This window comes from Streptomyces sp. ITFR-6 (genome assembly GCF_031844725.1).
Taxonomy (GTDB): Bacteria; Actinomycetota; Actinomycetes; order Streptomycetales; family Streptomycetaceae; genus Streptomyces.
Map to the genome: position 1 here is coordinate 1,340,924 of NZ_CP134612.1, position 19,827 is coordinate 1,360,750.

Sequence of the window (19,827 nt, forward strand, 5' to 3'; positions counted from 1 at the left end):
TTAAGCAGAAACTAACTTCCGCAATACGGAAGGAGCGCCGAAACCCTCATGGGCTACCCGGACCAGCGCTTCGATGTAAACCTTTCGATCCTCTTCACGGAACTCCCGCTCCTGGAGCGCCCCGCGGCAGCCGCCGCGGCGGGCTTCACGGCGGTCGAGCTGTGGTGGCCCTGGATCGAGACCCCCACTCCTCCGCAGGCCGAACTCGACGCCCTCAAGAAGGCGCTCGACGACGCGGGCACCGAGCTGGTGGGGCTGAACTTCTACGCCGGGCAGCTGCCCGGCCCCGACCGGGGCGCGCTCTCCGTGCCCGGCACGGAGTCGGACCGCTTCCGCGCCAACATCGAGGTGGCGGCCGACTTCGCCGCCTCGGTCGGCTGCAAGGCGCTCAACGCGCTCTACGGCAACCGGATCGACGGCGTGGACCCCGGCGTCCAGGACGAACTCGCCCTGGAGAACCTGATCCTGGCCGCCCGCGCCGCGGACCGGATCGGGGCGATCCTGCTGATCGAGACCCTGAACGCGCCGGAGTCGCCGCGCTACCCGCTGGTCAGCGCACCGGCCGGGATCGAGGTCGTCGACCGCGTCAACGCGGCGACGGGCCTCGGCAACGCGAAGTTCCTGATGGACCTGTACCACCTGTCGATGAACGGCGAGGACCTCAGCGAGGTCATCACCGCGTACGCGGGCAAGACCGGTCACGTCCAGATCGCGGACAACCCGGGACGCGGCGCGCCCGGCACCGGCGCGCTCCCCCTGGAACAGCTCCTGGACGAGCTGACGAAGGCCGGTTACGACGGCTGGGTCGGCCTGGAGTACAAGCCGGGCGACCGGCCGAGCGCCGAGTCCGTCGAGTGGCTCCCGGCCACCGCGAGGCCCGCCCGCCGATAGCGGCGGACCGTCACTCGTACACACGTTTATCGGAAGGCACCCTCATGAGCAACAACCTCCCCAAGGTTGCGTGGATCGGGCTCGGCATCATGGGTTCGCCCATGTCCGAGAACCTGATCAAGGCCGGTTACGACGTCACCGGTTACACCCTGGAACAGGACAAGGTCGACCGGCTGGCCGCGGCCGGCGGCACCGGCGCCTCCTCGATCGCCGAAGCGGTCGAGGACGCGGACGTGGTCATCACGATGGTGCCCGCCTCCCCGCAGGTCGAGGCCATCGCGTACGGCCCCGAGGGCATCCTGGAGAACGCGAAGCGCGGCGCGCTGCTGATCGACATGTCCTCGATCACCCCGCAGACCTCCGTGGACCTCGCGAAGAACGCCGCCGAGAAGGGCATCCGAGTCCTGGACGCCCCCGTCTCCGGCGGCGAGGCGGGCGCGATCGAGGCCGTGCTGTCCATCATGGTCGGCGGCGAGCAGGCGGACTTCGACGCCGCCAAGCCGGTGCTGGACGCGCTGGGCAAGACCATCGTGCTGTGCGGTCCGCACGGCTCCGGCCAGACGGTGAAGGCCGCGAACCAGCTGATCGTCGCGGTCAACATCCAGGCCTGCGCCGAGGCCGTCGTCTTCCTGGAGAAGTCCGGGGTGGACCTGACCGCCGCGCTGGACGTCCTGAACGGCGGACTGGCCGGCTCGACGGTCCTGACCCGCAAGAAGGCCAACTTCCTGAACCGGGACTTCGCACCCGGCTTCCGGATCGACCTGCACCACAAGGACATGGGCATCGTCACGGACGCCGCCCGCAATGTGGGTGCCGCACTGCCGGTCGGCGGAGTCGTCGCCCAGCTCGTCGCCTCGCTGCGCGCGCAGGGCGACGGCGGCCTGGACCACTCGGCGCTGCTGCGCTCGGTGGAGCGGCTCTCCGGTCGGCCCGTCCAGGGCTGACCCCACAGACTTCCGGGCGGCGCAGGCGCTGACACCTGTCCTGTCGCGCCCAGGCGCCGGCGCCGCCCGGAACACCTCCCGCCACCCTCTCCTCCAATAATTTCAACAAACTGTTGACGTCGGGTTCGGGGCGTACTTACGCTCCTGGAGCCCCAGGACGTGCAGTTCAGCAGCTCCCGTACGGAAGGTCGCCCCGACACCATGACGCAGCGTGTGCTTACGACCGAGTCAGGCGCCCCGGTCGCCGACAACCAGAACTCCGCCACCGCCGGCGTCGGTGGCCCGATCCTTCTCCAGGACGGCCACCTCCTGGAGAAGCTCGCCCGCTTCAACCGGGAGCGCATCCCGGAGCGCGTGGTGCACGCCCGGGGCTCCGGCGCGTACGGCTACTTCGAGGTGACCGACGACGTCACGGGCTTCACCCGCGCCGACTTCCTCTCCGAGGTGGGCAAGCGCACCGAGACGTTCATCCGCTTCTCCACGGTCGCCGACTCGCTCGGCGGCGCGGACGCGGTACGCGACCCGCGCGGCTTCGCCCTGAAGTTCTACACGGACGAGGGCAACTACGACCTGGTCGGCAACAACACCCCGGTGTTCTTCATCAAGGACCCGATCAAGTTCCCCGACTTCATCCACTCGCAGAAGCGCGACCCGTTCACGGGCCGCCAGGAGCCGGACAACGTCTGGGACTTCTGGGCGCACGCCCCCGAGGCGACGCACCAGGTGACCTGGCTGATGGGCGACCGGGGCATCCCGGCCTCCTACCGCCACATGAACGGCTACGGCTCGCACACCTACCAGTGGACGAACGCCGCGGGCGAGGCCTTCTTCGTCAAGTACCACTTCAAGACCAACCAGGGTGTGCGTTCGCTCTCCGCGGACCAGGCCGCCGAGCTCGTCGGCAAGGACGCCTCCTCGCACCAGACGGACCTGCTCCAGGCCATCGAGCGCGGCATGAACCCGTCCTGGACCCTGCACGTGCAGGTGATGCCGGCCGCCGACGCCGCGGACTACCGGTTCAACCCGTTCGACCTGACCAAGGTGTGGCCGCACAGCGACTACCCGCTCCAGCGGGTGGGCCGGCTGGTACTGGACCGCAACCCGGACAACGTGTTCGCGGAGGTCGAGCAGGCCGCGTTCTCCCCGAACAACTTCGTGCCCGGTATCGGCCCGTCCCCGGACAAGATGCTCCAGGGCCGCCTGTTCGCCTACGCGGACGCGCACCGCTACCGCCTCGGCGTCAACCACACCCAGCTGCCGGTGAACGCCCCGCGCACGGCCGTCGTCGACAACTACGGCCGCGACGGGCTGCACGCCACGCGCAACGGCGCGCGGCACGACAAGAACTACGAGCCCAACTCGTACGCGGGCCCCGCCCAGACGGACGCGGCGTTCTCCGCCCCGCTGCCCGTCCAGGGCTGGACCGGCACCCACGAGGCGCCCGCCCACACCAAGGACGACGACTTCTTCCAGGCGGGCGAGCTGTACCGGCTGATGTCGGCCGACGAGAAGGACCGGCTGATCGCCAACATCGCGGGCGGCCTGTCCCAGGTCACGCGCGACGACGTGATCGAGAAGAACCTCGCCCACTTCCACGCGGCGGACCCGGAGTACGGCAAGCGCGTGGAGGAGGCAGTCCGCGCCCTGCGCGAGGTCTGATCTCTCGTTGGGCACCCAAGCCCTGCCCGCGCCGTCGCGCCCACCCGGATGAGGGGTTGCGCGCGACGCGGGCAGGACGAGGCCGCGGCGGTGGTGCGATGCCAGTGCGGTGGTACGCGGGTGGTGGCCCGGGCTCCTGACCTGAAGGCCCCGGACCCGCTTCCCTTCGCTCCCGCCGCGGCCCCTGTTTTTCCCGAACCGGGCGTGGAGTACGGATTACGGTCCCGTACTCCACGCCCTTCGTGCGCCCTGCTTGCTCAGAGGACGGACCTCGCCGCCTCCAGCAGCACGGCGGTGCTCGCCTCGGGATCGTGGTTCATGGTGAGCGCCTGCTGGGGTAGCCGGGCCAGGCGACCGATGAGGTCCTGGTCGGACGCCTCGGGTGGCAGGAGTCCGAAGACGTTCGAGTACCGGTCCTCTGTGGCGGAGCTGAAGAAGTCGGCGTCGGTCACGCCTCGGGCCGTTGAGGTCAGTACGGGTTCGGCCTCCGGAGCGATGTCAGGGAAGAGGATTCCGACCGCGTGCCCTTCGGTGGCCGGCGTCAGCCCGAGCCAGGTTTCCAACTGATCGGGGAAGAACTGCGGCTTCATCTCCGCTCCCGACTTCTTCCGCAGCGGGGTGCGGTCGCCGGCGAGGAGCGCGCCGGTCACCCTCTGCGCCTGGGTGGGATGCATCCGTTCGCCGGCCCGTACGCGCGCGTACGGGCTCGTACCAGCCGAGGGCGTCCAGCAGGCCGAAGCCGATGGCCGCTGCACTGGGCCAGGGCAGGACGCGGATGACATCGCCGTCGAACCGAGCGAAAACTCGTTCATTGGCCAGGAGTTGGAGGCCGGTACGTGCGAGCAGGAATCCGGTGGTCGTCTTACCGGCCCCTTGTTGCCCAGCGCGAGGAGCGTGGCACCGCCGGTGGGGCGGGTGACGGCCGACGCGGGAGGATCTGCCAGCCGTCGGTGAGGAGCTGCCCGCGGACGACCTCCCTGGCGACGCGGGCCGTAGCGGTGGCGACGGCCGTCTCCTAGGCACCGACGATGCGCATGCGGCCGACGGCCGGGTCCCATGCGTAGGACAACCCGTCCTCCGGCTGCGTCGCCGTGACAAGGCCGGCCCTGTCACGGCTGACCAGCATCGGGGCGGTGGCACAGGTGACCTCCTCCGGTCGCCCGGCCAGCACGCGGGCTCCGGTCTCGCCATGCTGTTCCTCATCGACGTCAGCACGGATCACCGGGCCGGTGGCGGTGCCCGGGCCGACATCAGCAGCCGTCCGCCACAGACCCAGGTACCGGCCTGCCCAGTCGGTGATGGCGGAGTTCTGACTGACGACGGTGACCGATTGGTTGTCGGCCGTCGTGATGCGGGTCGCGAAGGTCATGAAGGGGACATCTCCTCGAGTGCGTGCAGCGCGTCCGCGAGGAGCAGAGCGTCGTCGGCATCCAGGTAGTCGAGACGGATACGGTTGCCGCCGTGCCGGCCCCGGCACTGCCCGCAGGTGGGCACCGACTCGACGAGCGGCACCCGCCCGGTCGCGGAGATCGCCCGCTCCAGTTCCCGGGCGAACCGCTCGTGGCCGTGCCAGTCCCCGAGGTCGAGGGCACAGAGAACCGCCTCGTCACCGCCGAGACTGCGGTACAGCAGCGTGGCCGCGTCCGGGTCGAACATGCCGATGTCGATGAGGGTCCGGCCCCCCATGGTCTGGATGTCCAGGCGCCGCTCGACGCCGATGTGCGCCAGCGCGCGATGCAGCTGCAGCGCCGCGTTCTGCACCTCGGTGAGACGGGTCTCGAACAGCCGCCCGAGGGAGCGGACTTCCTCGTCCGAAGGCAGAAGGAGAAGCAGTTCGTGGCCGGGACAGGGCAAGGGCTGTTCAAACCGCGCCACCTCTGCGGCAATGCCTTCGGCGAGCAGGTGGGCCCGCACGTTTCCGCGCGTCCAGGGGTGGGCGGCCGAAGGAGCCAACCGCAGGCGGCAGCCACCCGGCGTGCCGCCCTCCTCCAGCTCGAAGCCGAGACCGGCGTACTGCAGGACAAGCTTCAGGGCGCGAACGGCGCCCATCGCGGTCGGCGCGGCGGCATCCTCGACCGCAGTCGTCAGCGAGTTCGTCATGGGGTTGTCCTCGTTGGGTAGATCGAGCACCTGCTTGTGGTTTCACTCGCCCGGTTCGCATCCCGCAGGACCTCGGCTCGTCGACTTCCGTACGGAGCCACGGGGAACGATCTGCGCGGGCGGAAGACATTCGGCCGGCGCGCTCAGAGTTCTTTGATGCCGACGAGTACGCGACCGATCAAGTTCGGGTCGGCCCGTGCGTCCCCTGACCCCCGGAGGTCATCCGTCGCGGGCCGGCCCGGGGACGACACCGAAGCGTCGCGCCCCTCACCCCGCCCCGTGGAAGCGAGTGCGATCTCCGCCCACACCACTTTGCCCGGCATGCCACGGGCCGGGTAGTAACCCCAGGCCCTGCTCATGACCGCCACGATGAAGATCCCGCGCCCACCCGTCGCGTCGACGCCGACCTCCTTCAGAACGGGCGGCCTCACATCCCGGTCCCACACCGAAAGCCTGACGGCGCCGGGCACGGCCTCCACCAGCAGCTCGAAGGTCTGCACGGTGCTCTGCGACGAGAGCGGAAGCGCAGGCGCCGCGCCTTCTTCCGTGTGCCGCACGGCGTTGGTCGCCAGCTCGGACACCAGGAGCTTGGCCGTATCGACGATGCCGGAGGACACGCCCCAGCCCAAGAGAACATCGGCAGTGTGCAGCCGCGCCAGAGCCACGGCATTGGGCGTATCCGCCAACGCGAGCCGGCTCCTCCGGGGCTGTTCGTGGGGCATGGCGAGCCTCCTGCTTCAGAGAGGGAACAAATGGTCACCAGTCACTCGCAAGGAGTGACCGGCATCCAGATAACTCCGCTTCTCCGAGGGCTGGTTAGGGCGTTCGAGCGCTCGCCTAACAGGCTCGCCTAGGGCGTTTTGACCTGCTCTTTACATGGTGGGTCGAGAGCATGACGGCTACCTTGCCCGCATGGACGCGATCCGCAACACCGTCCTTGAGACGTGGATGACCGAGCATGGGTATAGCTCCAACGGCCTTGCCGATGCCGTGAACAGCGCTGTCGAGGAGCTGACTGGACGGGCAGGCGGGCTCGACGGTTCATCGGTTCGGGCGTGGAAAGCGGGCCGAGTCATGTGGCCGAAGTCAGCCACCCGTACCGCGCTTGAGAACGTCACCGGATTACCCGCCGTCGCCTTAGGGTTCGTGCCGCGGAGCCGGTCCTCGCCCACCCCAGCGTCATCGCAGCAGGAGGAGCCCGAAATGAAGCGCCGTACCCTCATCGGCGGTATCGCTGCGGCAGCGGCCGCAGCAGCAACAGCCCCAACGACCGCGTCACCGCGCCGCATCGGCATGAGCGACGTCAACCGGCTGAACAAGCGCTTCGCCGAGATCATCGCCAGAGATCACCGCCACGGGGGACAACCCCGTATCGAGGCGCAGGCCGCTGCGCTCGCCAACGAGGCGCTGAACCTCCAGAACGCGGGCAGTGCCACTCAGCGAGTACGCAGCAGTCTCTACGCCTCCGGAGCCGCATTCCGCTCTTCTGCGATGTGGGCGGCCATCGATGGCCGGCGCTACGATGCCGCGAAGGCGCATATGCGCGAAGCCCAGGTCCTCTCGGAGATGTCGGGGGACCAGGCGATCAAGTTCCGCATCTGGAGTCACGCGGGCACCATGTACCGGCACATGGGCCGCCCCGCCGACGCGATTGCCGCCAATGATGTCGCCCGCAACCTTCACCTGACCCGCCGTGATCCGCTGTTCGCATGCCTGGGGCACGCCCGCCACGCCGCCACCCTCGGCGTCACGGGTGATGCAACTGCCGTGAAGCACGCTCTCGGCTGCGCCCAGGACGCATTCGAACGGGCTGATCCCGATCTCGCTCGTCCAGCGTGGATGGCCGGTGTGCGCAACGGCGCAGAACTCGAGACCCTCGCACTGTCGGCGTACCTCCGCCTCGGATGCTTCGAGCAGGCCGAGTCACACGCCCACCGGAGCCTGACCCTCCTTCCTTCTCAGATCCAGCGTGACCGCGCCATCAATACCGCCCGGCTCGCGCAGGCCCAACTTGGTCAGGGTGCACCCGACGCCGCTACGGCCACCGCGATGAGGGTCCCGGCCGAGGTGGCTACCCAACACGCCCGGGTCACCTGCATGCTGCGGGAGTTCGGGAATTCGTTGCGCACCTCCGCGCCGCGCAGCTCTGCCGTGGATACATGGAACGAGCACACCGCCTCCTGGAAGACGACCACATGAGCATGCGGCTTGCTGCCAGCCGCACTACCCACTGCTCTCGGCACCGCCCGCGACGATCGTCTGCCGTGTACGCCGAGGTACGCGCCCCGCTGCTCCACCTGCCGAACTACGCGGTCACCGCGTTCGGCGAACGCATCGACCGGCATTCCACCGAACCGGGGTTCACTGCCGTCCTCGCGTACGCGGACAACCAACCGGTCGGCTACGCGTACAGCAACACCATCGAGCACGGCGACCGCTACTGGCAGCGCACCAGCCCGACTCCGGCAGAGCAGTACACCAAGCGCCCGGCCACGGCTCTCAAAGAGATCGGCGTCAGCCCGGCCTGGCGCAAGACCGGCACCGCCCGCCGCATCCACGACGCCCTCCTCGCCACCCGCGACGAGCCGTACGTGACGCTCATGGTCAACGGGGCCGCAGGCGACGGAAGGGTCCACGCGCTCTACAAGTCATGGGGCTACGAGGACATAGGCCAGAGCCAGCCGTCACCGGCCTCGCCGGTCCTCACCGTAGTGATCCGCCCCGTCCGATGACTGGTCTCGCGGCAGCCGCCGAGGAGTAAGGACCGCACTGGCGAGGGGCCCTCGCGGTCGTGACCGGGGCAGCGACCGGGACAGAGGCCGATCGGCGCGCGGTTGGGCTCACGCGGCGAGCACCGCCGTGACACCGAGAAGCACCTCCAACCCGGTCGCGGCCCCATCCTCGTCCGTAGCGTGGACCGTGATGATGCCGAGATCCGCGCCCGCCGGCGACGCCAGTCCTGTTCAGCATCCCGTGATCACCCCATCCCTGATGGGCTCTCCCAGCAACGCTGCCGTCCGCTGACCGCGATGCCGGGTGAAACCTCATTCACCGAGGGTGCACGCCTCAACCGACCTATTGCGCGCGATGCTCGCAGACGCGCCGTAGCGCTTTGCGCACGCCGAAAGGTAAAGGGGGTAGCAAAACCCCCTAGGAAGCTCATCCTGGTTCCGCACCAAAACCCCTAACCAGTTCCAGCGCAGCCGGAGTTACCTGGTGTACACGGTTTCGCACCGTCGCGCAGTACCCGTCGCTTGCTGCATGACGGTGCCGGCCGCGAGCAGCAGGGCGATCCGGACGCGATGCGACTTCCGGGACCGGAAGGGCGGCCTCGTGGCCGCCGCCCGGAAGGCCGCTCAGCGGCCCGGATGTGACGGGCCGGGCGGTCGAGGCGGTTACCTCCCCGGCGCGGGGCCGACTCTCCGGACCCCGAGCCGACCCCGCGACCACCCGACCGAGCTCGGCGCAGCCGAGAAGGAGAACAGCGTGGACAACACGAGCACCACGGACAGCGTGGAGAAGCCGCCCGAGCAGGAGTTGCGCGATGAGCTCGCCGAGAGCCTCATTGAGCTGGGAGCCGCCCGCAGCGCCCGCGTGATCGCCGCGTTCCGGAACGTCCGTCGCCACCTGGCCACCCCTGACGCGGACCTGGTCTCGACGTACGGCGCCGAAGTCGCGACGATCACCAAGACCGACGAGCGCGGGGTGCAGATCAGCTCGGTGTCCGCGCCGCGTGTCCAGGCCATGCAGATGGAGCAGGCAGACCTCGCGCCGGGGATGTCCGTGCTTGAGATCGGCTCCGGAGGCCCCAACGCCGCCCTTCTCGCGGAAGTGGTCGGCGACACCGGTCACGTGGTGACCGTGGACATCGATTCGGAGGTGACGGACCGCGCCTCGGCCTTCCTGAAGGAAACCGGGTATCGCAACGTCGCCGTGGTCACCGCGGACGCGGAGGGCGGGGTACCCGACCATGCGCCGTTCGACCGGATCGTGGTGACGGTGCAGGCCGCCGACATCCCGCCTGCCTGGCTCGACCAGCTCAAGGAGGGCGGGCGTCTCGTCGTCCCGCTACGGATGCGAGGAATGACCCGCACCGTGGCCTTCGTCCGCGACGGTGACCGGCTCGTCAGCGACGGGTTCGAGCTGTGCGGCTTCGTGCCGATGCAGGGTATCGGGGAGAACCGGGTCCGTCTCGCTGTGCTCCACGACGTGGAGGGCGAGCAGGTCGCTCTGCGCTTGGACGGTCACCCCGAGCCGGACACCGAAGCCCTGGCCAAGGCCCTCTCGATGCCGAGGAGCACGCGGTGGTCCGGTGTGACGCTCGGGGGCAGCGAGTCCAACGAACATCTCGACCTGTGGCTGACCACCGCGCTGGACAACCTGCCCCTGCTGGCAGCGATGCCGGGCGCACGTTCCCGCGGGCTTGTCGCCTCGATCTCCCCGCTCGGCATCCCCACGCTCATGGACGGCGGCAGCTTCGCCTACCGCACGGTGCGGGCCACGGACCAGGAGGACCGCTACGAGCTGGGCGCCATCGGTCACGGCCCGCGCGGTCAGCAGCTCGCCGAGCGCCTGGTCGAGGAGATCCAGGCATGGGACCGCGAGCACCGAGGTGACCGCGCGCGCATCGAGGTCTATCCGGCGGGCACGCCGGACGACCGTCTTCCCGCTGATGGCCGGCGTATCGAACGGCGGCACTCGCGGGTCTCGATCACCTGGCCGTAGCCGCCACCGGCCACCACCAGGTTGCACAGCACATCCTCTACCACCTCCCTGAAGGAGAGCGAGATGGCACAGCAGATGAGCACCAAGTCCGGCACCGTACTGAAGGCGGCGACGAACTTCAGCGCCGTCGCCGGAGACTTCGACCTGAACATCGAGACGGTTTCCTCGGCGCCCGTCATCGGCGCGCTACTGAACGACACCGGCGACAACTGCACGTCCACCTGCCAGTCGGCCTGCTCCAACAGCACCTGCATCGGCAGCTGACCCGGCGGCACCACACTCCCCGCAGCTGACGGGGCCTGGGGGCGGGCAGACCGCCCGCTCCCCAGGGCGCCGCGATCCGAAGGAGTACGGATGTACCGCCACGCTGACGCGAGCATGATCAGGACATCGGTGGTCCCGCTCGACGCCCCCGCCCTCGATTGGCCGGGTGAAGAGGCTGACGTCGAGGAGACCCGCACCTGGATCGAAGACGTCTGGGCGGACGACTCCCGCGCAGCGGCCATCAGCCACGCCTCTCCCTTACTGGCTCATGCCGTCCGGGACCTGGTGGCGGGCAAGCCGGTCAAACCCAGCCGCCTTCGCCGGCTCAGCCGGTCCCTGGCCCGCTACCTGCTCAGGATGCGTTACCGGGCGACCCCCTTCGGGCTGTTCGCCGGGCCGACCGTCGCGCGTATCGGGAAGGAGGCACACGTCCACTGGGGTCCACTGACCCGCGCGACCGCGCGCGCCGACGCCGCGTGGCTGCACGCCATCACCACCGCGTTGGAGAGCGACCTGTCCGTCCTGCGCTGCCTGGCGGTCGTTGCCGACCCCACCCACGTCGTACGGGGCTCCCGGATCACCGTGATGAACCAGCCCGGCGAGGACGGGCCGACTGACACCAGCCTGCGACGTGCCCGTGCCGCCGAAGTGGCCCTGCGGCTCGCTAGCACCCCCGTCCCGGTCCGCGACCTGGCGGCCGAACTCGGCATCGAGTACCCCGAGGTCGCCGAGGCAGCCATTGAGGACATGATCCGGACACTGGTCACGCACCGGGTACTGCTGACCGAACTCCAGGCGCCGATGACCGCACCTGACGCTCTTGGCCACTTGATCGCCCGGCTCGATGAGAGCGGCGCCGACACACGGACGTCCGACCGGCTTCGCGATGTCCACCGTGTTCTCGACCGTCACAACCGTGCTCTTCCCGCCGAGCAGCCGGGCCTGCGCGCGCAGGCCACTGGCGCGATGGCCGCGCTCAGCGGCGTCACCGGGCAGAGCCTCGTTGTGAACGTGCGCCCGGACGGTGACGTGATCCTGCCCGAAGCCGTGGCCCGCGAGGCGGAGCAGGCTCTGGGCCTGATGGCCCGGATCACGCCCTATCCGCGCGGCTCGGCGGCCTGGCAGGACTACCGGGCACGGTTCCTGGACCGCTACAGCTTGGGCACCGTAGTCCCGGTCCGTGAACTGACCAGCCCTGACACCGGCCTGGGCTTCCCCGTCGGGTATCGCGGCACGGTTCTGCCCCGCCCCGTCCTCGCCACGACGCCGCGCGACGAACATCTGCTTGCCCTCGCACAGAACGCCGCGCTGACCGACCGGCGCGAGATCGTCCTCACCCAGGAAGATGTCGAAGCGCTGTCCGTCGGGGATCCGGTGGCACTCCCGGCCCACGTCGAACTGTGCTTCACCGTCTTCGCGCAGTCCACCCGCGCGCTGACGGAGGGACGGTTCGCCCTCTCCACCGTCGGCCTGTCCCTCGCTGCCGGTACCCTCACCGGCCGCTTCCTGCCGATGCTGGACGCGGCCGACCAAGCTCGGATGAAGGACGCGTACAGGGCCCTGCCGACCCTGACCGAAGGCGCGGCTCGTGCTCAGGTCTCCTCGCCTCCACTGCGCCGGCACACCTCCAATGTCGGGCGTGCTCCCCTGGTCGCCCCCGAGGTACTGGCCATCGGCGAGCACAACCCGGACGCCACCGTCGACCTGGACGACTTGGGGGTCGTCGGTGACGCCGAACGCCTCTGCCTCGTCTCCCTCTCCACGGGGCAGTGCCTGGAACCCTCGGTGATGAGCGCGGTGGAGTTGAGTTCCGCCACACACCCCCTGGTCCGCTTCCTGACCGAGGTCCACCGCTTCCACACCGCCATCCCCCTGCCCTTCGCCTGGGGCGTCGCAGCCCGGCTGCCGTTCCTTCCAGAAGTGCGCTACGGCCGCACCATCCTGTCGGCAGCCTGCTGGCAACTGCGCGCCCGCGACCTTCCTGAAGCCGACCGGTGGACGGAGGACTTCATCAACTGGCGCACCCGCTACGGCGTGCCGCGCACGGTGTTCGTCGGTTCCACCGATCAGCAGCTCCGCCTGGACCTCGACCAGGCCGGTCACCGAGACCTCCTGCGAGCGGAGTTGGAACGTCACCGCACCCTGTCCTTGCACGAAGCGCCGGAGGAGAGCGCCTACGGCTGGATCGGCCGCGCCCATGAGGTGACCATGTCCTTCGCCGCCGACCAGCCCACCGCCCCCGCACCGAGCCGGCACACTGTCGCCCGCCGGGAGGACGGCCAGACCCCCGGCACTGCCGACACCGGATACCTGAAGCTGTACGGGAGCGCCGACCGCGCCGACGAAGTACTCAGCGCTCACCTCCCGCGTCTGCTCACGGACGTGGCCACGGTGCTCCGGGAGCCCTTCCCGAACGAGGACTCTGCCGAGCTGGTCGATGATCTGTCGGACCCGGCGGCGTGGTTCGTCCGGTACGCCGACCCCGACCCCCATCTCCGCATCCGCTTCAGCCTTCCCCGGCCCGGCGACTTCGCCGATACAGCCTGGGAAGTGGCCCGGTGGGCCGACGCGCTGCGTGAGGAGGGCCTGATCCAGCGCGTGCAGTGGGACACCTACGTGCCCGAAGCCGGCCGCTACGGGACCGGCCCCGCCCTGGCCGCTGCCGAGGCCTACTTCGCCGCCGACTCGGCTGCCGCGCTGGCGCAGATGCGCCTCGGCCTCCCCGCAGAACTGCGCCCGGCCATCACGGCCGCCTCGTACATGGACATCGCCTCCGGCTTCCTCGGCTCCCCCGGCGCCGCACACGCCTGGCTGACCGAACACCTGCTGCGCGCCGACGGCGCGACGGCACCCCGGCACACGCAGGCACTCGTCCTGCGGCTCACCGAGAACGACAACCAGGGCACGTCCCTGAGCGATTTCCCCGGCGGCGACGCCGTGCGCGACGCCTGGCAGAGGCGCCGCAGCGCGCTTTCCCGCTACCACAGCAAGCTCCTGCGCCCGGGCCCCGCGCCGGAGAGCGTGCTGCCGTCCCTCCTGCACATGCACCACAACCGCGTCGCCGGAATCGACCCCGACGCCGAGGCCCTGTGCCGACGCATGGTCCGCGCCGCCGCACTGTCCTGGACCGTCCGCACCGAAGGAGCCGCGCGGTGACCATTGCCCCACCCACCCCCGACACCTCCCTGCCCGCGCGGCAGTCCCTCGCGCACGGCCCCCTGAGCACAGCGCTGCTGCACATCGAGCGCGCACTGCGCGGTACGGGCGGCTGGACGGAGGCCCGCCGCATACTCGCCGCCACCGGACCGCTCGTCGAGGGCCGCGAAGCCGGCCTCTTCCTCGGCGCCCCCGCAATGGCCTTTGCCCTGCACCTGGCCGCCGACGGAACCGACCGCTACGCCGGAGCCCTGCACACCCTCGATCAGGTCTTGGCCGCGCACACCCACCCACGGCTCGCTGCCGCCCACGACCGGATCGACGCGGGCCTGCGCCCCACGTTCGCCGAGTACGACCTGTTGCGCGGCCTGACGGGGATCGGCGCCCTGCTCCTCCGCCGCAACCCCCACGGCCCCGAGCTGCGCGGCATCCTTGACTACCTGGTCCGCCTCACCGAACCGCTCACTGATCGCGCCGGGCAGCCCCTTCCCGGCTGGTGGGTGGCGCACGCCCCCGCCTCCGATCAGAAAGCCACTCCCGGCGGGCACGCAAACGCCGGGCTCGCACACGGCATCGCCGGTCCACTCGCACTGCTCTCCCTGACCATGCGCGCAGACGTTCACACCGAGCGCCAGGAACAGGCGATCCGACGCATCTGCCGGTGGCTGGACCAGATCCGGCAGAACGACGCCTACGGACTGCGCTGGCCGCGCTGGATCAGTCACCGCGGCGCCTCACCCGCCCGGCCCGCCGCACCGAGCTGGTGCTACGGCACACCGGGACTCGTACGCGCACAGCAGCTCGCCGCCATCGTTCTGGAAGACAACGACCGCAAACGTATGGCCGAACGAGCCCTCACCTACTGCCTGGCCGACACCCGCCAGCTCGACATGCTGGCCGACCGCGGGCTCTGCCACGGAGTCGGCGGCGTCCTCCGTACGGTGCAGCGTGTCGCAGCCGACGCGGACACTCCCGGCGAGTACGCCCACCGCTTCGAACCGCTCGTGCGGCGGTACCTGCTGGCCGCGGTCCCCGAGGAAGACGGCTTCCTCGTCGGCCGCGCGGGCGCCGCACTCGCCCACCAGGACGCCGAGGCCGCCACCACACCCCAAGGACAGTGGGACATCTGTCTCCTCCTGACATGACCGGCTACGATCCTGCCCGCGTCGAGCACGCGGTCCACAGCGTCTTCAGCGGCGGGCGCGTGGAAGACGCCGCACGGGCGGCCGACGTCCCGGCCGCACAGCTCGCCGAGGCCGTAGAGCGCTACCAGGCCGCCGGCCGGGCCGCGCTGGAAGGGACCACGCGCGGCTGGCATCAGGTCAACATCTTCTTCGTGGACTACGAACGTGCCGAACGCGCCTTTCGCGCCTACTTCTTGCCCAGGCTCCGCACCGGCGGACCGGTAGGACAATGGTGGTTCGTACGGAAGGCACCGCACTGGCGTCTGCGCTGCCACCCCGCTCCCGGAGCGACCGCGCGGGACGTAGCCGACCACATCGCAGCAATCCTCGACAGCTCCAAGTCGTGCGGTGCGACCGCCGGCTGGCACTCTGCCCTGTACGAGCCGGAAATGATCGCCTTCGGCGGGCCCGCCGGGCTGCCCCTCGCACATGCTCTGTTCCACACAGACAGCGAAGGCGTCCTCGACTACGCCGGTATCTACGAGGAAGGGCCCTCCGGCATCCTGGGGGCGAAGGAAACATCGCTTCTGACCATGTCGCTCCTCATGCGGGCGGCCCGGCTCGAAGCAGGCGAGCAGGGCGACGTATGGGGCCGCGTCGAAGAGCGACGGCCCCTCCCCGACGATGTATCGCCGCAGCAGGTCAGTGCCATGACGGCACCCATGAGACGTCTCCTGCTGACCGATTCCCGCCCCCTCCTCACGACCGGTCCCCTCACGCCCGTCCGTCCGTGGATCGAGGCCTTGCGACACCACGGCCGCCACCTCGCGGAGGCCGCCGAGGCAAGCACACTCAGCATCGGCAAACGCGCCATTCTCGCGCGGCACATCCTGTTCCACTGGAACCGGATGGGCTTCTCCGTCCGTCAGCAATCCATCTGGTCTCGGGCAGCACGAGAGGCCCTGCTCGGAGGCTGAGCAAGACGTCCTGCGCGTCGCTCGACAGCCAGGCCGTGTGCCGAGAGTGGATCTTGAACATGAGACGGTCCTGGACCGTGACACGCGGAGATCCGACAGACGCGCAATGGCCGGTGCCGGAGCCGCTGTTACCGAAGGGCAAGAATCCCGGCCGCCCGCCGATATGGAGCCGGCGGCAGTTGATCGATGTCAGGTCAGGCTGCGGCGGGCAATGGCGGGAAACGCACAGCCGAAGAGCACCTACGGCCTCGCAGGTGCTCTTCGGGGGACAGCCCGCAGGCCCTCCGGACTCAGGCCTTCGCGTACGGCCTGATCGCCGTCGGGGCGTGGCCCGGTTCCGTCGCCACGTCCTCGAACTCGTTGACCGACGCGATGTCCGTACCGCTCATCGCGATGTTCGTGACGCGCTCCAGGATCGCCTCGACCACCACCGGGACCCGGTGCTCGGCCGCCAGCTTCTTCGCCTCCTCGAAGGCCGGCAGCAGCTGGTCCGGCTCGGTGACGCGGATCGCCTTGCAGCCCAGGCCCTCGACGACCTTGACGTGGTCCACGCCGTAGACGCCCAGTTCCGGGGAGTTGAGGTTCTCGAACTCCAGGTTGACCTGGAAGTCGATGTCGAAGTTGCGCTGGGCCTGGCGGATCAGGCCGAGGTAGGAGTTGTTGACCAGGACGTGCACGTACGGGATGTTGTGCTGCGCGCCGACCGCGAGCTCCTCCAGCATGAACTGGAAGTCGTAGTCGCCGGAGAGGGCGACCACGGAGCCCTCGGGGTCGGCCGTCGCGACGCCCAGGGCGGCCGGGATCGTCCAGCCGAGGGGGCCCGCCTGGCCGCAGTTGATCCAGTGGCGCGGGCGGTACACGTGGAGCATCTGGGCGCCCGCGATCTGGGAGAGGCCGATCGTCGTGACGTACCGGGTCTCCGGGCCGAACGCGCGGTTCATCTCCTCGTACACGCGCTGCGGCTTCAGCGGGACGTTGTCGAAGTGCGTGCGGCGCTGGAGGGTCGCACGGCGCTCCTGCGTGGACGCCGCCCACGCCGAGCGGTCCTTCAAACGCCCCGCCGCCTTCAGCGCGCGGGCCACCTCGACGAAGAGTTCCAGCGCCGCTTTGGCGTCGGAGGCGATTCCGAGGTCGGGGGCGAAGATCTTGCCCAGCTGGGTGGGCTCGATGTCGACGTGGACGAAGGTGCGGCCCTCGGTGTAGACGTCCAGCTTGCCGGTGTGGCGGTTGGCCCAGCGGTTGCCGATGCCGAGGACGAAGTCGGACTCCAGGAACGTCGCGTTGCCGTAGCGGTGCGAGGTCTGGAGGCCGACCATGCCGGCGTTCAGCTCGTGGTCGTCGGGGAGGATGCCCCAGCCCATCAGGGTCGGGACGACCGGGACGCCGGTCAGTTCGGCGAACTCCACCAGGAGTTCGGACGCGTCGGCGTTGATGATGCCGCCGCCCGCGACGAGCAGCGGGCGCTCGGAGTCGTTCAGCATCTCCAGCGCGCGCTCGATCTGCTTGCGGCTCGCGGCGGGCTTGTGCACCGGCAGCGGCTCGTAGAGGTCGGGGTCGAACTCGATCTCGGTGAGCTGAACGTCGATCGGCAGGTCGATGAGGACCGGGCCGGGCCGGCCGGTGCGCATCAGGTGGAAGGCCTGCTGGAAGACGCCGGGGACCTGCGCGGCCTCCAGGACGGTGGTGGCGGCCTTGGTCACCGGCTTGGCGATCGAGGCGATGTCGACGGCCTGGAAGTCCTCCTTGTGGAGGACGGCGGTCGGGGCCTGGCCGGTGATGCACAGGATCGGGATCGAGTCGGCGATGGCGGAGTAGAGGCCGGTGATCATGTCGGTGCCGGCGGGTCCCGACGTACCGATGCAGACGCCGATGTTCCCCGCGTGGGCCCGGGTGTAGCCCTCCGCCATGTGGGAGGCGCCCTCGACGTGGCGGGCGAGCGTGTGATGAACCCCGCCGGAGGCCTTGAGGGCCGCGTAGAAGGGGTTGATCGCCGCGCCCGGCACACCGAACGCGTTGCTGACGCCTTCGCGCTTGAGGATCTCAACTGCCGCTCGGGCAGCGGTCATTCGAGGCATTGAGTGCTCCTGCTCGGACCTGGGTGGAGTCGGGCTCTGTCGCGCCACCTGAGAGCACCAATTCCATATTGCGGAAGTTTGATTCTGCTATACGGAAGTAAATCTAAAGCGCGTCCGGACAGCCGTCAAGAGAGACGGCCCCGCGCGGGCCGGCGGCGGAGGCGTTTTGGCGAAGTGGCTCAACTCCCTCACCCGGACCTCGCTCTTGGTGGAGCATGGGGGTACGGAGCGGAGACGGCCCGGAATCCGGGCCGTCCGTTGGTCCGTACGGGGAGGGAGGCCATGGTGGAGTCTGTGCCGGTACGGTGCCCGGCCTGCCGCCGCGACCACGTGTACGTCACGGCCGCCTACCCCTGCCCGTGTGGCGCCCCGACCGCCCCGCCGCTGCTGCGCGGCGCCTCCGTCACGGCGATCACCCACCGCACCTGGAACGACGACTGGGTGACGGTGCGCTGCCGTGCCTGCGGGCGGCACGACCAGTGGCCGCAGCCCGAGCTGTGCTGCCCGTGCGGTGCGGTGCTGCGGATCCCGGTCCGCCCGGTGGCGTCTCTGGGCCGCGCGCCGGACGGCGGCCCCCATCGGGCGGACCCGCCGGTTCGGCCGTCCCACATCCCGTTACCGCGTACGGCATCGGCGCCCAGACCGGCGTTCCGGCCGCTGACGATCCGTACCGCGCGCGACGCGGTCGGTGCCGCCGCGCTGTACCTGAAGTGGCTCGGCTACCGCGAGGTCGTCCAGCCCGCGGAGCGCCCCTCGTCCCGGATCGACCTGCGGGCGGCGGGGCTGATCGCCCAGGTCGACTCCACCACCAGGACGACCGCGCTGCGCGATGTCGAATGCCTGTGGCTCAACGCGCTGAGCACCTCGGTCTCCGCGGTGTTCTTCTCGCTCGCCGGCTACGCGCCGGACGCCAGGGAGCGCGCGGACGGGCTGACCATCCCGCTCTTCGTCATGGACCTCACCGGGACCCCGCAGCCGGTGAACAGCCCGGCGGACGAACTCGTCAGCACGGGCGCCTGAGCGCCGTCCGGGGCGGGGAGGAGTCACACTGGGGGATGCGCATCCGCCCTGCCCGACGCCCCGATCTCCCGCTGCTCCAGGACATCGAGCGTGCCGCCGGAGAGTCCTTCCGCGCCGTCGGCATGTCCGGCGTGGCCGACGACGAGCCGCCGCCCCTGGACGTTCTGGACGAGTACCGGCGGGCCGGCCGCGCCTGGGTGACGGTCGGCGCCGACGACCGGCCGCTGGGCTATCTTTTCGCGGATCCGGTCGACGGCGCCGCCCATATCGAGCAGGTCTCGGTCCACCCGGCGGCCGCCCGGCGCGGACTGGGCAGCGCCCTCATCGACCGTACGGACCGCTGGGCCTCGGCCGAGGGCCTGGCCGCGCTCACCCTCACCACGTTCTCCCACGTCCCGTGGAACGCGCCGTACTACGCCCGGCTCGGCTTCCGCGTGCTGACGGGGGCCGAACTCACCGACGGACTGCGCAAGATCCGGGCGGAGGAGGCGGAGCACGGACTGGACCGGTGGCCGCGGGTCTGCATGCGCCGCGAAGTGCCGCACCTCACAGAAATCAACCGGCCACAGTGAGTGCTATCGGTCACGTTCGAGCCAGGGGCCACAGATGTTCGGCCGGTTGTCGGTGGCGGGCCTTACAGTGGGGCGCATGGTCTTAACTCCACGGCTTTCTCCACCCAATGCGCCGGCGCACGCCCCGCAGCCCGCGTACCTCGCCCAGCCGTCCCACCCCGCCGCCGTCGAGGCGAACGAGGCGATCCGCGCGCTCGTCGACGCCCGTGCCGGGCAGGACTGGTCCTCCGTGGAGTCGGCCGCGTACGAGGTGCTCCTGATCGAGTGGGCCGCCGCCACACAGTCCGCCGCCACGGGCGACATCATCGAAGCCGCCTGAC

At 70.0% G+C, this 19,827-nt stretch carries 17 protein-coding genes and 1 pseudogene; 13 read left to right on the forward strand and 5 right to left on the reverse strand.

The features are described 5' to 3' along the window. The first annotated feature begins 48 nt into the window (after positions 1-48). The 3 genes from RLT59_RS05755 (at position 49) to RLT59_RS05765 (ending at position 3,494) form a co-directional block, all read left to right on the forward strand. On the forward strand, positions 49-891 hold the full coding sequence (locus RLT59_RS05755; RefSeq protein WP_311302379.1) for a TIM barrel protein: 843 nt from the start codon (positions 49-51) through the stop codon (positions 889-891). 44 nt (positions 892-935) lie between these two features. Next, positions 936-1,835: a 2-hydroxy-3-oxopropionate reductase gene (locus RLT59_RS05760; protein WP_311302380.1), complete on the forward strand. Its 900-nt coding sequence runs from the start codon at positions 936-938 to the stop codon at positions 1,833-1,835. Positions 1,836-2,036: 201 nt separating this feature from the next. Next, positions 2,037-3,494: a catalase gene (locus RLT59_RS05765; protein WP_311302381.1), complete on the forward strand. Its 1,458-nt coding sequence runs from the start codon at positions 2,037-2,039 to the stop codon at positions 3,492-3,494. Positions 3,495-3,751: 257 nt separating this feature from the next. Here RLT59_RS05765 and RLT59_RS05770 read toward each other — a convergent pair whose 3' ends face one another. The 4 genes from RLT59_RS05770 to RLT59_RS05785 form a co-directional block, all read right to left on the reverse strand. Further along, positions 3,752-4,144, reverse strand: coding sequence for a hypothetical protein (locus RLT59_RS05770; protein WP_311302382.1), 393 nt, complete (start codon positions 4,142-4,144; stop codon positions 3,752-3,754). Between the two features lie 365 nt (positions 4,145-4,509). Further along, the gene (locus RLT59_RS05775; protein WP_311302383.1) at positions 4,510-4,863 is read right to left on the reverse strand and encodes a hypothetical protein; all 354 of its coding nucleotides are present in this window, start codon (positions 4,861-4,863) and stop codon (positions 4,510-4,512) included. Next, positions 4,860-5,594, reverse strand: a complete 735-nt coding sequence (locus RLT59_RS05780) for a hypothetical protein (RefSeq protein ID WP_311302384.1) — start codon at positions 5,592-5,594, stop codon at positions 4,860-4,862. The genes RLT59_RS05775 and RLT59_RS05780 overlap by 4 nt, the downstream gene beginning before the upstream one ends. A gap of 143 nt (positions 5,595-5,737) precedes the next feature. Next, positions 5,738-6,316, reverse strand: a complete 579-nt coding sequence (locus tag RLT59_RS05785) for an ATP-binding protein (RefSeq protein ID WP_311302385.1) — start codon at positions 6,314-6,316, stop codon at positions 5,738-5,740. 190 nt (positions 6,317-6,506) lie between these two features. Here RLT59_RS05785 and RLT59_RS05790 point away from each other — a divergent pair, with 190 nt between their 5' ends. The 7 genes and pseudogenes from RLT59_RS05790 to RLT59_RS05820 all read left to right on the forward strand — a co-directional run bounded on the left by RLT59_RS05790 (position 6,507) and on the right by RLT59_RS05820 (position 15,840). Continuing rightward, positions 6,507-7,793, forward strand: a complete 1,287-nt coding sequence (locus RLT59_RS05790) for an NsdA family TPR-like regulatory protein (protein WP_311302386.1) — start codon at positions 6,507-6,509, stop codon at positions 7,791-7,793. Between the two features lie 9 nt (positions 7,794-7,802). Further along, positions 7,803-8,326, forward strand: a pseudogene (locus tag RLT59_RS05795) (GNAT family N-acetyltransferase). A 754-nt stretch (positions 8,327-9,080) separates the two neighbouring features. Then, positions 9,081-10,319 (forward strand): methyltransferase, FxLD system, encoded by a 1,239-nt coding sequence (gene fxlM, locus RLT59_RS05800; protein ID WP_311302388.1) that lies wholly within the window; start codon positions 9,081-9,083, stop codon positions 10,317-10,319. Between the two features lie 63 nt (positions 10,320-10,382). Beyond that, positions 10,383-10,583 carry an FxLD family lanthipeptide gene (locus tag RLT59_RS05805; protein ID WP_311302389.1) on the forward strand — a complete coding sequence of 67 codons (201 nt, stop codon included), beginning with the start codon at positions 10,383-10,385 and terminating at the stop codon, positions 10,581-10,583. Positions 10,584-10,673: 90 nt separating this feature from the next. Next, positions 10,674-13,739, forward strand: a complete 3,066-nt coding sequence (locus RLT59_RS05810; RefSeq protein WP_311302390.1) for a lantibiotic dehydratase — start codon at positions 10,674-10,676, stop codon at positions 13,737-13,739. Next, positions 13,736-14,884 carry a lanthionine synthetase C family protein gene (locus RLT59_RS05815; RefSeq protein ID WP_311302391.1) on the forward strand — a complete coding sequence of 383 codons (1,149 nt, stop codon included), beginning with the start codon at positions 13,736-13,738 and terminating at the stop codon, positions 14,882-14,884. Before RLT59_RS05810 ends, RLT59_RS05815 begins: the two co-directional genes overlap by 4 nt. Beyond that, positions 14,881-15,840 (forward strand): thiopeptide-type bacteriocin biosynthesis protein, encoded by a 960-nt coding sequence (locus RLT59_RS05820; protein WP_311302392.1) that lies wholly within the window; start codon positions 14,881-14,883, stop codon positions 15,838-15,840. The genes RLT59_RS05815 and RLT59_RS05820 overlap by 4 nt, the downstream gene beginning before the upstream one ends. 290 nt (positions 15,841-16,130) lie before the next feature. Here the strand turns inward: RLT59_RS05820 and gcl are convergent, their stop codons facing one another. After that, the gene (gene gcl, locus RLT59_RS05825; RefSeq protein WP_311302393.1) at positions 16,131-17,906 is read right to left on the reverse strand and encodes a glyoxylate carboligase; all 1,776 of its coding nucleotides are present in this window, start codon (positions 17,904-17,906) and stop codon (positions 16,131-16,133) included. Positions 17,907-18,200: 294 nt separating this feature from the next. On the opposite strand from gcl, the gene RLT59_RS05830 reads away from it, so the two are divergent. The 3 genes from RLT59_RS05830 to RLT59_RS05840 all read left to right on the forward strand — a co-directional run bounded on the left by RLT59_RS05830 (position 18,201) and on the right by RLT59_RS05840 (position 19,826). Beyond that, positions 18,201-18,935 carry a hypothetical protein gene (locus RLT59_RS05830; RefSeq protein WP_311307623.1) on the forward strand — a complete coding sequence of 245 codons (735 nt, stop codon included), beginning with the start codon at positions 18,201-18,203 and terminating at the stop codon, positions 18,933-18,935. 35 nt (positions 18,936-18,970) lie between these two features. Beyond that, complete coding sequence (locus RLT59_RS05835; RefSeq protein WP_311302394.1) at positions 18,971-19,507, forward strand: GNAT family N-acetyltransferase; 537 nt, start codon at positions 18,971-18,973, stop codon at positions 19,505-19,507. Between the two features lie 76 nt (positions 19,508-19,583). Then, the gene (locus RLT59_RS05840; RefSeq protein WP_311302395.1) at positions 19,584-19,826 is read left to right on the forward strand and encodes a hypothetical protein; all 243 of its coding nucleotides are present in this window, start codon (positions 19,584-19,586) and stop codon (positions 19,824-19,826) included. Position 19,827 lies beyond the last annotated feature (1 nt).

Coding starts and splice junctions, on each gene's coding strand:
- RLT59_RS05755 (WP_311302379.1), top strand. CDS start 49: ATGGGCTACCCGGACCAGCGCTTCGATGTAAACCTTTCGATCCTCTTC.
- RLT59_RS05760 (WP_311302380.1), top strand. CDS start 936: ATGAGCAACAACCTCCCCAAGGTTGCGTGGATCGGGCTCGGCATCATG.
- RLT59_RS05765 (WP_311302381.1), top strand. CDS start 2,037: ATGACGCAGCGTGTGCTTACGACCGAGTCAGGCGCCCCGGTCGCCGAC.
- RLT59_RS05775 (WP_311302383.1), bottom strand. CDS start 4,863: ATGACCTTCGCGACCCGCATCACGACGGCCGACAACCAATCGGTCACC.
- RLT59_RS05780 (WP_311302384.1), bottom strand. CDS start 5,594: ATGACGAACTCGCTGACGACTGCGGTCGAGGATGCCGCCGCGCCGACC.
- RLT59_RS05785 (WP_311302385.1), bottom strand. CDS start 6,316: ATGCCCCACGAACAGCCCCGGAGGAGCCGGCTCGCGTTGGCGGATACG.
- RLT59_RS05790 (WP_311302386.1), top strand. CDS start 6,507: ATGGACGCGATCCGCAACACCGTCCTTGAGACGTGGATGACCGAGCAT.
- RLT59_RS05805 (WP_311302389.1), top strand. CDS start 10,383: ATGGCACAGCAGATGAGCACCAAGTCCGGCACCGTACTGAAGGCGGCG.
- RLT59_RS05810 (WP_311302390.1), top strand. CDS start 10,674: ATGTACCGCCACGCTGACGCGAGCATGATCAGGACATCGGTGGTCCCG.
- RLT59_RS05820 (WP_311302392.1), top strand. CDS start 14,881: ATGACCGGCTACGATCCTGCCCGCGTCGAGCACGCGGTCCACAGCGTC.
- gcl (WP_311302393.1), bottom strand. CDS start 17,906: ATGACCGCTGCCCGAGCGGCAGTTGAGATCCTCAAGCGCGAAGGCGTC.
- RLT59_RS05835 (WP_311302394.1), top strand. CDS start 18,971: ATGCGCATCCGCCCTGCCCGACGCCCCGATCTCCCGCTGCTCCAGGAC.
- RLT59_RS05840 (WP_311302395.1), top strand. CDS start 19,584: ATGGTCTTAACTCCACGGCTTTCTCCACCCAATGCGCCGGCGCACGCC.